12 protein-coding genes are annotated in these 13,255 nt (G+C 54.8%); 8 read left to right on the forward strand and 4 right to left on the reverse strand.

Annotation, left to right across the window (positions count from 1 at the left end):
* Positions 1–102 precede the first annotated feature (102 nt).
* The 3 genes from clpP to bolA all read right to left on the reverse strand — a co-directional run bounded on the left by clpP (position 103) and on the right by bolA (position 2,985).
* Positions 103–726 (reverse strand): ATP-dependent Clp endopeptidase proteolytic subunit ClpP, encoded by a 624-nt coding sequence (gene clpP, locus C1Y43_RS17625; protein WP_010616837.1) that lies wholly within the window; start codon positions 724–726, stop codon positions 103–105.
* A 336-nt stretch (positions 727–1,062) separates the two neighbouring features.
* The gene (gene tig, locus C1Y43_RS17630) at positions 1,063–2,367 is read right to left on the reverse strand and encodes a trigger factor (RefSeq protein WP_021507185.1); all 1,305 of its coding nucleotides are present in this window, start codon (positions 2,365–2,367) and stop codon (positions 1,063–1,065) included.
* 303 nt (positions 2,368–2,670) lie between these two features.
* The gene (bolA, locus tag C1Y43_RS17640) at positions 2,671–2,985 is read right to left on the reverse strand and encodes a transcriptional regulator BolA (RefSeq protein WP_058757958.1); all 315 of its coding nucleotides are present in this window, start codon (positions 2,983–2,985) and stop codon (positions 2,671–2,673) included.
* 268 nt (positions 2,986–3,253) lie between these two features.
* Here bolA and C1Y43_RS17645 point away from each other — a divergent pair, with 268 nt between their 5' ends.
* From C1Y43_RS17645 to C1Y43_RS17680, 8 genes are all read left to right on the forward strand, one after another.
* Positions 3,254–3,832 carry a lipoprotein gene (locus tag C1Y43_RS17645; RefSeq protein WP_021507183.1) on the forward strand — a complete coding sequence of 193 codons (579 nt, stop codon included), beginning with the start codon at positions 3,254–3,256 and terminating at the stop codon, positions 3,830–3,832.
* A 55-nt stretch (positions 3,833–3,887) separates the two neighbouring features.
* A complete protein-coding gene (gene ampG, locus C1Y43_RS17650) occupies positions 3,888–5,375 on the forward strand; it encodes a muropeptide MFS transporter AmpG (RefSeq protein ID WP_104189106.1) in 1,488 nt (495 codons plus the stop codon).
* 438 nt (positions 5,376–5,813) lie between these two features.
* Positions 5,814–6,737, forward strand: coding sequence for a cytochrome o ubiquinol oxidase subunit II (cyoA, locus tag C1Y43_RS17655; protein ID WP_031279652.1), 924 nt, complete (start codon positions 5,814–5,816; stop codon positions 6,735–6,737).
* A 4-nt stretch (positions 6,738–6,741) separates the two neighbouring features.
* Entirely contained in the window at positions 6,742–8,724 is a 1,983-nt protein-coding gene (gene cyoB / locus C1Y43_RS17660) for a cytochrome o ubiquinol oxidase subunit I (protein ID WP_021507180.1), read from the forward strand.
* Positions 8,724–9,338, forward strand: a complete 615-nt coding sequence (locus C1Y43_RS17665; RefSeq protein WP_021507179.1) for a cytochrome o ubiquinol oxidase subunit III — start codon at positions 8,724–8,726, stop codon at positions 9,336–9,338. The genes cyoB and C1Y43_RS17665 overlap by 1 nt, the downstream gene beginning before the upstream one ends.
* On the forward strand, positions 9,338–9,667 hold the full coding sequence (locus C1Y43_RS17670; protein WP_022549333.1) for a cytochrome o ubiquinol oxidase subunit IV: 330 nt from the start codon (positions 9,338–9,340) through the stop codon (positions 9,665–9,667). The genes C1Y43_RS17665 and C1Y43_RS17670 overlap by 1 nt, the downstream gene beginning before the upstream one ends.
* A gap of 13 nt (positions 9,668–9,680) precedes the next feature.
* Complete coding sequence (cyoE, locus tag C1Y43_RS17675; protein ID WP_021507178.1) at positions 9,681–10,568, forward strand: heme o synthase; 888 nt, start codon at positions 9,681–9,683, stop codon at positions 10,566–10,568.
* 203 nt (positions 10,569–10,771) lie between these two features.
* The gene (locus tag C1Y43_RS17680; RefSeq protein WP_031279651.1) at positions 10,772–12,136 is read left to right on the forward strand and encodes an MFS transporter; all 1,365 of its coding nucleotides are present in this window, start codon (positions 10,772–10,774) and stop codon (positions 12,134–12,136) included.
* A 56-nt stretch (positions 12,137–12,192) separates the two neighbouring features.
* On the opposite strand, the gene adhP is transcribed toward C1Y43_RS17680, so the two are convergent.
* Positions 12,193–13,233: an alcohol dehydrogenase AdhP gene (adhP, locus tag C1Y43_RS17685; protein WP_021507176.1), complete on the reverse strand. Its 1,041-nt coding sequence runs from the start codon at positions 13,231–13,233 to the stop codon at positions 12,193–12,195.
* Positions 13,234–13,255: the final 22 nt, after the last annotated feature.

Here is a 13,255-nt window from a genome sequence, read left to right on the forward strand (position 1 = left end):
CCTAATTGGTGTACGGCAATGGCCGCACAGCAACGGCCGATATGCATGCAACTCACCTGTCTGCACCCGTTAACTATAGCGTAAGGGGCAGACAGATGTGTCTTATTGGCGATGCGTCAGGATGGAGTCGACCAGGCCATACTCTACCGCTTCGCTGGCAGAGAGGAAACGATCGCGCTCGGTGTCGCGTTCAATCTGCTCCAGCGATTTGCCGGTATGTTCCGCCATCAGCTCATTCATACGCTGCTTCACTTTCAGGATTTCACGCGCGTGGATCTCAATGTCCGTCGCCTGGCCCTGATAGCCGCCCAGCGGCTGGTGAATCATCACGCGTGAGTTTGGCAGACAGAAGCGCTTGCCTTTGGTCCCCGCCGTCAGCAGGAATGCGCCCATCGAACAGGCCTGGCCCATACAGATGGTGCTCACGTCCGGCTTGATGAACTTCATTGTGTCATAAATCGACATACCGGCGGTAATCACACCACCTGGCGAGTTAATGTAGAGGTAAATGTCTTTTTCAGGATTCTCAGCTTCCAGAAACAGCATCTGCGCCACAATCAGGTTCGCCATGTGATCCTCAACCTGACCGGTCAGGAAGATCACGCGCTCTTTAAGCAGGCGGGAGTAGATGTCGTAAGAACGCTCGCCGCGCGAGGTTTGTTCGACCACCATTGGCACCAGCGCATTGGTTGGTGCAGTAAATTCACGATCGCCACTGTATGACATTACCGTCTCCTGATAAATTTCATTGGCAACATTCTGTACCGATTTTACGCGAGGCGCGCGGCGAAAACTATGCGCAGCGGTCTCGTTCCGACATAACAGGACGGTTAATCAGCCAGTCTTACTGTTTTCACGCATTCTCCCTGTATCTGGGGATGCAGCCCAGTTGTTTCAAGCATAACAACCTTTTCCCCATTCGCTAACACGGAAAAACAGCTTAGCGAAGAATTTGCCGATTAATTAGTCAAATAGCGCACAAATGTGGTTGGTTTCCGCCAGAAACGAAAAAGCCCGCGACACAGCGGTCGCGGGCTTTAGCACTCAGGGTTAACTCACGAATCAGGCCGCAGAGGTCTGGTTCATCAGCTCCTGGAAGTTAGTGGCTTTGTCAGTCACTTTGGCTTTCGCCAGTACCGCTTCAACCGCCTGCTCTTCCAGCGCAACGTTGCGCATGTTGTTCATCAGCTCGCTGTTTTTGCTGTAGAACTCGATCACTTCCTGCGGATCTTCGTACGCAGAAGCCATCTCTTCGATCAGCGCTTTAACGCGATCTTCATCGGCTTTCAGCTCGTTGATGCGAATTACTTCGCCCAGCAGCAGACCGACCACAACGCGACGTTTTGCCTGCTCTTCGAACAGTTCACGTGGCAGTTCCAGCGCCTGCTTCTCGTTGCCGCCGAAACGCTGTGCAGCCTGACGACGCAGAACGTCGATTTCGCTGTCGATCAGTGCCACTGGCACGTCGATTTCGTTCGCGTTAACCAGACCGTCAATCGCCTGCGTCTTCACGCGGTTACGGATAGCGCCTTTCAGTTCGCGCTCCATGTTCTTACGCACTTCAGCGCGCAGACCTTCAATGGAGCCATCTTCCACGCCGAAACGCTTGATGAATTCAGCGGTCAGCTCCGGCAGTTCGCGGGTTTCCACTTTCTTCAGCACGATGTCGAACTTCGCATCTTTGCCTTTCAGGTTTTCCGCGTGGTAGTCATCCGGGAATTTCACGTCGATGGTGAAGGTGTCGCCGGCTTTCTTGCCAGTGATGCCTTCTTCGAAGCCTGGGATCATACGACCCTGACCCATCGCCAGCACGAAGTCAGACGCTTTGCCGCCTTCGAACTCTTCGCCGTCTACAGAGCCGGTGAAATCGATGGTCGCGCGATCTTCTGCTGACGCTGCTGCATCGGTCTCTTTCCAGGTCGCCTGCTGCTTCTGCAGGGTTTCCAGCATGGTGTCGACGTCAGCGTCGGTCACTTCAACCACCGGTTTTTCGACTTCGATTGCATCCAGGCCTTTCAGCTCAACTTCCGGATACACTTCGAACTCAACCGCGTAGGTGAAATCTTCACCTTCTTTATACTCACCCGGCACGTAGTTCGGTGCGCCAGCTGGGTTGATCTTCTCTTTGATGATGGCGTCAACGAAGTTACGCGTCATCAGCTCGCTCAGGACGTCCTGACGAACAGAGGCACCGTAGCGCTGATTAATGATGGTAGCCGGCACTTTGCCTTTACGGAAACCGTCGATACGGACTTTCTTAGCTACTTCCACCAGTTCTTTCTTCACTGCGCTTTCGATGCTGTCCTTAGGAACAGTAATCGAAATGCGACGGCCCAGACCCTGAGTGGTTTCTACTGAAACTGTCATCTTGTTACCTCAAAAAATCACGTGCTCGGTCAACTTCAGACACCACACAATTAATGCGCCGTATCCAACAACCGGGACGGCCTCTGCAGGCAGAACCTAATCCCTGTCACCAGAAGCGTCCCGAAGACATTCCGGAAAAATAGACGCCGCATTATAGCGGCATCCCAGGAATGAGTCGAGGCTGCAAACTCACCACTTTTTAACGGTTTTGCTGCTTTTTTGCGCCGCAGATCGCGTTTGTGCATCATTGAGGTAAGAAAAAACGGCCCGCAGGCCGTTTTGGAGGAAGCTGGAGAGGAAAACTCAGGCCAGCGTACCGGCACCGCGACAGTTCGGTGAGGCGAGTACGGTATCCTGCAGTCCATCCCACTCTTTGCGCGTGTAGGTATGCAGCGCCAGCGCATGGACGCTGCCTGCCAGCTCGGTCGCCAGCTCGCCATAAATGGCGCGGTGACGCTGCAGGAAGCGCTGTCCGGTGAAAAGGTCGCTGACGATCACCACTTTGAAGTGACTTTCAGAACCGGCAGGCACGTTATGACGATAGCTTTCGTCATGCACTTCGAGATGTGCAGGCTCAAAAGCGTTACGCAGCTTTTCTTCTATTTGTTCGCGAATCATTGTTAACACTCCTCTACGGCGAGCGCTGTGCCCCATCTGTTTAAATATTAGTAGGTTTTTTACCTTTCCCGCAGTCTGGCAGGAAATAAATCCTGCTGCGCTGCGCATCTTAGCCTGCTGAGGCTGGCGGTCAATCGGTTACCGCGTCCGGCTGTCCGAAAAAATCCTTTACAATCAATTTCCCCTGGTGCGGGGCTTTTTTCGCCGTGCCGCAATGCTATGATGACCGCAGTTTTGCAAACCAACCCATATGCTAACGAGAATGAGTATGTTGAAAAAACTGTTATTCCCTCTGCTGGCTGCCTTTATTTTGGCCGGCTGCGCCAGCAATAACACCACGCTGAACATCCAGCCAAAAATCCAGCTGCCACAGCAGGATCCGAGCCTGATGGGCGTTACCGTCAGCGTTAACGGTGCCGATCAGCGCAGCGATCAGGCGCTGGCCAAAGTGAACCGCGACGGCCAGCTGATCACCCTGACCCCGTCACGCGACCTGCGTTTCCTGCTGCAGGAAGTGCTGGAGAAGCAGATGACCTCGCGCGGCTACATGATTGGCCCGAACGGCGCGGTGGATCTGCAGATCGTGGTTAATGGTCTGTACGCCGATGTCACGCAGGGCAACGTGCGTTACAGCATCACCACCAAAGCGGATATCTCTATTATCGCTACCGCGAAAAACGGCAACAAGCAGGTGAAAAACTACCGTCAGACTTACAGCGTAGAGGGTGCCTTCAGCGCTACTAACGACAAGATCACCAACGCGGTTAACTCTACCCTGAGCGACGTGATTGCCGATATGGCGCAGGACACCAGCGTCAATAACTTCATCAAGCAAAACGCGCGTTAATTTTCCGCAGTAACCTGCCCGGTCCCCGCTGACCGGGCTTCATTTCAGGCTGGCTATGACATCTCACTATCTGCGTATTTTTACCCAACGTAACGCTGCGGTCCTGCTGCTGCTCGGTTTCGCTTCCGGTCTGCCGCTGGCGCTGACCGCCGGTACGCTCCAGGCGTGGATGACGGTAGAGAATGTCGACCTGAAAACCATTGGTTTCTTCTCCCTCGTCGGTCAGGCTTACGTGTTTAAGTTCCTGTGGTCGCCGATGATGGATCGCTATACCCCGCCCTTTCTTGGCCGGCGGCGCGGCTGGCTGCTGGTCACGCAGTTAGCGCTGATTGCCGGCATTGTGGCGATGGGCTTTATGCAGCCGTCACGCGACCTTACCCTGCTGGCGGCGCTGGCGGTGCTGGTGGCTTTCTGCTCAGCCTCGCAGGATATTGTGTTTGATGCGTGGAAAACCGATGTGCTGCCGCCGGAAGAGCGCGGCAGCGGCGCGGCGATAACCGTGCTCGGTTACCGGCTGGCGATGCTGATTTCCGGCGGCCTGGCGCTGTGGCTGGCGGATCGCTATCTCGGCTGGCAGGCCACCTACTGGCTGATGGCGCTGCTGATGGTGCCCGGACTGATCGCCACGCTGCTGGCGCGTGAACCTGAGGCGCCGGTGCGCGAGCCGCACTCGCTGCGTCAGGCCGTCGCGTTTCCGCTGAAGGATTTCTTTCAGCGCAACAACGCCTGGCTGCTGATCACCTTAATCATTCTCTACAAGCTGGGCGACGCGTTCGCCGCTTCGCTCACCACCACCTTCCTGATTCGCGGCGTGGGCTTCAGCGCCGGTGATGTCGGTCTGGTGAATAAAACGCTCGGCCTGCTGGCGACCATTATCGGTGCGCTGTACGGCGGCGTGCTGATGCAGCGCCTGAGCCTGTTCCGCGCGCTGATGATCTTCGGCGTGCTGCAGGCAGTATCTAATTTCGCTTACTGGCTGCTGGCGGTAACGCCACCGCATCTGTGGAGCATGGCCAGCGCGGTATTTATCGAAAACCTGTGCGGCGGCATGGGCACCGCCGCCTTTGTGGCGTTGCTGATGACGTTGTGCAACAAATCGTTCTCGGCCACGCAGTTCGCGCTGCTGTCAGCGCTGTCAGCGGTTGGACGCGTGTATGTCGGTCCGGCGGCTGGCTGGCTGGTTGAATTGTGGGGCTGGCCGGTATTTTACGCCTTTACCGTGGTGGCCGCCGTACCGGGCCTGCTGTTGCTGTGGGCGTGTCGCGGCACGCTGCAGGCAATGCAGCACAGCGGTGAATTCATTAAGCGCAGCCTGTGGCCACAGGGTTATCGCTGGACGGTACGCCTGTTCGCGGCCGGCTGTACGCTGCTGGCGCTCTGGCTGCTGACGCTGGCACTGCGTGCGGCGGATATCTGGCACAGCGCGACGCTGCCAACCCATCTGTTTGAGGCAGGGATGGCGCTGGCGCTGCTGGCGGTGCTGCTCGGCGTGATGCTGGACTGGCTGGCATTAAGAAAAACAGCGTCAAATCGTGCACATTAACGCTGCGCTATTTGCCAGACCGGGATAAATCGCTTAAAAATAGCCCCCGGCGAATTTTAAGCGATAGCATTTTTTTCAACGCGAAATAGAAACATTAAATTAACAAACCCGCGTAATATTTAAATCCGGTGAGCAATTAATTTGTAGAAATTTCATCGCCAAAATGATGCAGAATTGTTAAATAAATGAGTATTAAAACTCCGGTTTATGCTTTCCCTGTTTTCTCTGCGGTTAATGTCATTGGTTTTTGTTATATTGCCGCCAACTGCTTGTCGCAGTTAATAATTTGTCACCCTGCGCAACATCTGTGACACCCTTAGCAAAAGGTGTCAACAGCCTTCTGACACATCCTTAAGCTGGTTTACACTGCATAAACCTTCCCGTAAAATGCGCGCACACTTAAACGACAATAGAGCCCTTTGTCATTGAGGTCGTTAAATGAGACTCAGGAAATACAATAAAAGTTTGGGGATTTTGTCATTAATTGCAGGCGCTGTATTACTCAGCGGCTGCGATAGTGCGTTGTTAAATCCCAAGGGACAGATTGCACTGGAGCAACGTTCACTGATTCTGACAGCTTTCGGCTTGATGATGATCGTCGTTATTCCGGCAGTCTTAATGGCTGTTGTGTTCGCCTGGAAATATCGGGCAACCAATACCAACGCGAAGTATAGCCCTAACTGGTCACACTCTAACAAAGTGGAAGCCGTGGTCTGGACCATTCCGATCCTGATCATTCTCTTCCTCGGCGTGCTGACCTGGAAATCAACCCACGCGCTGGAGCCGAGCAAACCGCTGGCCTCTGACGTGAAACCGGTTGAGATCGACGTAGTGGCACTGGACTGGAAATGGCTGTTCATCTACCCGGAACAGGGTATTGCAACCGTCAACCAGATTGCCTTCCCGGCAAATACTCCGGTGAACTTCAAGATCACCTCGAACTCCGTCATGAACTCCTTCTTTATTCCTACGCTCGGCAGCCAGATCTACGCCATGGCGGGTATGCAGACCAAACTGCACCTGATCGCCAACGAGCCAGGTACGTTCGACGGTATCTCTGCTAACTTCAGCGGTCGCGGTTTCTCTGGTATGAAGTTCAAAGCCATTGCCACCAAAGACGATGCGGAATTCCAGCAGTGGGTTGCCAAAGTTAAAGCGGCACCTAACACGCTGACCACCATGGATGATTTCGAAAAACTGGCTGCGCCAAGCGAAAATCACCCGGTGGAATATTTCTCAACTGCGAATCCGGAACTGTTCAAGCAGGTTATTGATAAGTTCATGATGAGCCACGGGAAAATGGACATGTCGCACGAAGGCATGGACATGAATCACGCCGCAGCTGCGGGAGCCGAGGAATAATACGATGTTCGGAAAATTAACACTGGATGCAGTGCCCTACCATGAACCCATTATCATGGTTACGGTCGCCGGTATCATCATTGGTGGTCTGGCGCTGATCGCTGCTATTACCTATTTCGGTAAATGGCAGTATCTGTGGTCTGAATGGTTAACCTCAATCGACCACAAAAAACTGGGTATCATGTACATCATCATGGCCTTTGTCATGCTGCTGCGCGGCTTTGCCGATGCGGTAATGATGCGTACCCAACAGGTGATGGCTTCCGCCGGGGAAGCAGGCATACTGCCACCGCACCACTACGACCAGATCTTCACCGCTCACGGCGTGATCATGATCTTCTTCGTAGCGATGCCTTTCGTGGTGGGTCTGATGAACATCGCGGTTCCGCTGCAAATCGGTGCGCGTGACGTTGCCTTCCCGTTCCTGAACAACCTGAGCTTCTGGTTCACCGCTATCGGTGTGATCCTGGTTAACCTGTCACTGGGTGTGGGCGAATTCGCACAGACCGGCTGGCTGGCTTATCCACCGCTCTCGGGGGCAGAATACAGTCCTGGCGTCGGGGTCGATTACTGGATCTGGAGTCTCCAGCTCTCCGGTATTGGTACCACGCTGACCGGTATCAACTTCTTCGTGACCATTCTGAAGATGCGTGCACCGGGCATGGACCTGTTCAAGATGCCGGTATTCACCTGGGCAGCACTGTGTACTAACGTCCTGATTATCGCTGCGTTCCCGGTTCTGACCGTGACGCTGGCACTGTTGACGCTTGATCGTTACCTCGACTTCCATTTCTTTACCAATGATATGGGCGGTAACATGATGATGTACGTCAACCTGATCTGGGTCTGGGGTCACCCGGAGGTGTACATCCTCGTTCTGCCGGTGTTTGGTGTCTTCTCTGAAGTCACGGCCACCTTCTCGAAAAAGCGTCTGTTTGGTTACACCTCGCTGGTGTGGGCAACCATCGCCATTACCGTTCTGTCGTTCATCGTTTGGCTGCACCACTTCTTCACCATGGGTGCTGGTGCGAACGTTAACGCCTTCTTCGGTATCATGACGATGATCATCGCGATTCCGACCGGGGTGAAAATCTTTAACTGGCTGTTCACCATGTATCAGGGTCGTATCGAGTTCAACTCGGCGATGCTGTGGACCATCGGCTTCCTGGTCACCTTCTCCGTTGGTGGGATGACCGGCGTACTGCTGGCGGTGCCAGGCGCAGACTTCGTGCTGCACAACAGCCTGTTCCTGATTGCACACTTCCACAACGTTATCATCGGTGGTGTAGTGTTCGGTTGTATGGCTGGCGTGACCTACTGGTTCCCGAAAGCCTTCGGCTTCACCCTGAACGAAACCTGGGGCAAACGTGCTTTCTGGTTCTGGATCATCGGCTTCTTTGTTGCCTTTATGCCGCTGTACGCGCTGGGCTTCATGGGGATGACCCGTCGTCTGAGCCAGGACATCGATCCGCAGTTCCACTCTCTGCTGGTGGTTGCAGCAGGCGGTGCGGCGCTGATCGCCTGCGGTATTCTGTGCCAGCTTATCCAGTTCTGGGTATCGGTGCGTGACCGTGAGCAGAACCGCGATCTGACCGGTGACCCGTGGGGCGGCCGTACGCTGGAGTGGGCAACCTCTTCACCTCCGCCGTTCTACAACTTTGCTGTGATCCCGCATATCCACGAGCGTGATGCGTTCTGGGAAATGAAAGAGAAAGGCGAAGCGTACAAGCAGCCAGAAAAATATGAAGAAATTCATATGCCGAAAAACAGCGGCGCGGCCATTGTTATCGCTGCCTTCATGACAGTCTTCGGTTTTGCCCTGATCTGGCACATCTGGTGGCTGGCAGGTCTTACTTTCCTTGGCACCATCGTGACCTGGATTGTGAAGAGCTTCGATGAAGACGTGGATTACTACGTACCGGTTGCTGAAATCGAGCAGATCGAGAAGAAGCACTTTGATGACATCAGCAAAGCAGGTCTGAAATAATGTCAACTGAAACCGTTAAACACCACCACGACGCCCATGCGGAGCATGGGCATCACGATGCGGGAGCCAATAAAGTCTTTGGCTTCTGGATCTACCTGATGAGTGACTGCATTATCTTCGCAACCCTGTTTGCGACCTATGCGGTCATGGTTAACAACACTGCCGGTGGCCCGGCAGGTAAAGATATCTTCGAACTGCCGTTTGTGCTGGTTGAAACCGCGCTGCTGCTGCTGAGCTCCATCACGTATGGTATGGCAGTGATTGCGATGAACAACCAGAACAAAGGTTCGGTCATCAGCTGGCTGGCGTTGACCTTCCTGTTCGGTGCCGGATTTATCGGGATGGAAATCTATGAATTCCATCACCTGATCAAGGAAGGTTTCGGTCCTGACCGCAGCGGCTTCCTGTCTGGCTTCTTTACTCTGGTCGGTACGCACGGTCTGCACGTGACCTCTGGTCTGATCTGGATGGCCGTGCTGATGTTCCAGATCGCTAAACGCGGTCTGAGCGCCACCAACCGCACCCGTATCATGTGTCTGAGCCTGTTCTGGCACTTCCTGGATGTGGTGTGGATCTGCGTATTCACCGTTGTCTATCTGATGGGGGCCATGTAATGAGTCATTCTGTAAACGAACATGGTGCATCTCACGGTAGCGTGAAGTCCTACATGATCGGCTTCATCCTCTCGATCATCCTGACGGCGATCCCGTTCTGGATGGTGATGGATGGCAGTGCTTCTCACGGTACCATTCTGGGTGTGGTTCTGGTGTGTGCAGTGGTTCAGGTGCTGGTGCACCTGGTCTACTTCCTGCATCTGGACAGCAAATCCGAGGGTGGCTGGAACATGGTGGCCATTGTCTTCTCCGCAGTCATTATCCTGATTGTGGTGATTGGCTCACTGTGGATTATGTGGAACCTCAACTACAACATGATGGCCCACTAAAGAGTCACGCGTAATGATTAAGCAATACCTGCAAGTAACAAAACCAGGAATTATTTTCGGCAATTTAATTTCTGTGATCGGTGGATTCCTGCTGGCTTCAAAAGGCAGCATTGATTACCCCCTGTTTCTCGTCGCTTTGGTGGGCGTTTCGCTGGTGGTCGCATCCGGTTGTGTATTCAACAATGTGATTGACCGCGACATCGACATCAAAATGGAGAGAACGCGGAACCGTGTTCTGGTCAAAGGCCTGATCTCGGCGAAAGTAAGCCTGGTTTATGCAACCGCATTGGGTATTGCTGGCTTTGCGTTGCTGTATTTTGGCGCTAACCCGCTGGCCATGTGGCTGGCGGTGATGGGCTTCGTCGTCTATGTCGGCATTTACAGCCTCTACATGAAGCGTCATTCGGTCTATGGCACGCTGATTGGCAGCCTCTCTGGCGCCGCGCCGCCAGTAATTGGCTACTGCGCGGTGACCAACCAGTTTGATGCTGGCGCGTTAATCTTACTGGCTATCTTTAGCCTGTGGCAGATGCCGCACTCCTACGCGATTGCCATCTTCCGCTTCAAAGATTATCAGGCCGCCAATATTCCGGTTCTGCCGGTGGTGAAAGGCATCTCCGTGGCGAAAAATCATATTACGCTGTACATCCTGGCGTTCATGATTGCCACGCTGATGCTGTCGCTGGGCGGTTATGCTGGCTATAAATACCTGGTGGTGGCTGCCGCCGTCAGCGTGTGGTGGCTGGGTATGGCACTGTCAGGTTACAAAACCTCAAACGATAAAGTTTGGGCTCGTAAACTGTTCGTGTTCTCCATTGTCGCCATCACTGCGCTGAGCGTGATGATGTCGGTGGACTTTATGGCCCCGGCCTCTAAGGACCTGCTGACTTACGTCTGGTAAGTCAGACCGTTACTCCGGACAAGGGCGCGAATTTCGCGCCCTTTCTTTTTGTTACCACTGCTTAAAAACAATTGTTTTACCCGCCCTGCCCTGCTTTCTAAAATAAGCGCTGCATGTCCCGGTGAGCCGGGTCGCAGATAAGGGCGCGCAACCTGTGCCGCTGCAACCTGAAGTCCCAGGGGCATAAACTTACAGAGGTTGGAATGAACGATAATAGAATGACACCAGTTGAGCTTCGGGCAACATGGGGTTTAGGCACAGTTTTTTCCCTGCGCATGCTGGGAATGTTTATGGTCCTGCCGGTACTGACCACTTACGGTATGGCTTTACAGGGCGCCAGCGAAACGTTAATCGGTCTGGCAATTGGTATTTATGGTCTGGCGCAGGCCGTGTTTCAGATCCCCTTTGGTCTGCTGTCCGACCGTATCGGCCGCAAGCCGCTGATTGTCGGTGGCCTGCTGCTGTTTGTGCTTGGTAGCCTTATTGCCGCCACCAGCACCTCCATCTGGGGCATTATCCTTGGTCGCGCGCTGCAAGGATCCGGTGCCATTGCCGCGGCGGTGATGGCGCTGCTGTCAGACCTGACCCGTGAACAGAACCGCACCAAAGCGATGGCGTTTATCGGCATCAGCTTCGGCGTTACCTTTGCGATTGCCATGGTGGTCGGCCCGATTGTCACGCACGCGCTGGGTCTGCACGCGCTGTTCTGGATGATTGCCCTGCTCGCCAGCCTGGGTATCGTGATCACCCTGCTGGTAGTGCCCAATGCGCCGGGCCACGTGCTGAACCGCGAATCCGGCATGGTCAAAGGCAGCATTCGCGCAGTGCTGGCCAATCCCAAATTGCTGAAGCTGAATATCGGCATTCTCTGTCTGCACATTTTGCTGATGTCGAGCTTCGTCGCGCTGCCGGGCCAGTTTGAACAGGCGGGCTTCCCGGCGGCTGAACACTGGAAAGTGTATCTGGTGACCATGCTGGTGGCGTTTGTCGCCGTGGTGCCGTTTATTATCTATGCCGAGGTAAAGCGCCGCATGAAGCGGGTGTTTGTCGGCTGCGTGGCGCTGATCATCATCGCGGAAATTGTACTGTGGGGCGCCGCGGGCCATTTCTGGACGCTGGTGATTGGCGTGCAGCTGTTTTTCCTCGCCTTTAACCTGATGGAAGCGATTCTGCCGTCGCTGATCAGCAAAGAGTCGCCGGCGGGCTACAAAGGTACGGCCATGGGAATTTATTCCACCAGCCAGTTTATTGGCGTCGCGATTGGCGGCAGCCTGGGCGGCTGGATTTTCGGCCACTTCGATGCGCAAACGGTGTTTCTGGTCGGCGCGATAGTGGCTGCGGCGTGGCTGTTTGTCGCCATGTCGATGCAGGAGCCGCCGTACGTCAGCAGCCTGCGCCTGGTGCTGAGTGATGCGGTGCTGGCAGTACCGAATCTGGAGAAGCGGCTGCGCGCGCAGCCCGGCGTGGCGTCAGTGTTTATCGTGCCGGAAGAGAAAAGCGCCTACATTAAAATTGACAGCAAAGTGACGAGCCGCGTGGAGCTGGAGGCGCTGCTCGCCAGCAGTTAATGATTTAGCCTCAGCGGACCGCGATGATCTGGCTCCACGCGGTCCGCTCAGCGACGTTACAGCGACATATCCACCACAATACGCCCTTCAATTTTGCCGGCGTGCATGCGCGCAAAGATATCGTTGATGTTAGTCAGCGGCTCAACCGCGACATTCGCTTTCACCTTATGGCGACCGGCAAAATCCAGCGCCTCCTGCAGATCTTTACGCGTGCCGACAATTGAGCCGCGCACCGTAATGCCATCCAGCACCATGTCGAAGATCGAGAGATCGAATTTCCCCGGCGGCAGGCCGTTAAGCACCATGGTGCCGCCGCGACGCAGCGTGCCGATCGCCTGTTCAAACGCTTTTGGCGAAACCGCCGTCACCAGCACGCCGTGCGCACCGCCAAAACTCTCCTGGAACACTTTCGCCGGATCGACCTGCTTCGCATTGGCAACCACGCTGGCACCGAGCCGTTTGGCAAATGCCAGCTTATCGTCGTCGATGTCGACCGCCGCCACGTTGAGCCCCATCGCCACCGCATACTGAATAGCCATGTGCCCCAGGCCGCCGATGCCGGAAACCACCACCCAGTCACCCGGTTTGGTATCGGTCATCTTCAGGCCTTTATAGACGGTTACGCCAGCACACAGAATCGGTGCCACTTCATTAAACTCAACGTTATCCGGAATGATGCCGACGTAGTTGGCATCCGCCAGGCAGTACTCGGCAAAGCTGCCGTTGACCGAATAGCCGGCATTCTGCTGCGACAGACACAGCGTTTCCCAGCTGTCGAGGCAGTGCTCGCAGTGACCACACGCCGAGTAGAGCCACGGTACCCCGACGCGATCGCCCAGTTTGAGATGTTTCACCCCTTCGCCAATGGCCACCACCTGCCCGACGCCTTCATGGCCGGGAATAAACGGCGGATTGGGCTTGATCGGCCAGTCGCCTTCGGCGGCGTGCAGGTCGGTGTGGCACACGCCGGTGGCGGCGATTTTCACCAGAATCTGTCCTGGCCCAACGGACGGCACCGGCACCTGCTCAATCACCAGCGGTTCACCAAACGCCTTCACAATCGCGGCTTTCATGGTGGTTTTGATTTGCATATTCATCTTTCACTCTCCATTTGAACGG

Source organism: Pantoea sp. ICBG 828, assembly GCF_002928355.1.
GTDB lineage: Bacteria > Pseudomonadota > Gammaproteobacteria > Enterobacterales > Enterobacteriaceae > Pantoea > Pantoea dispersa.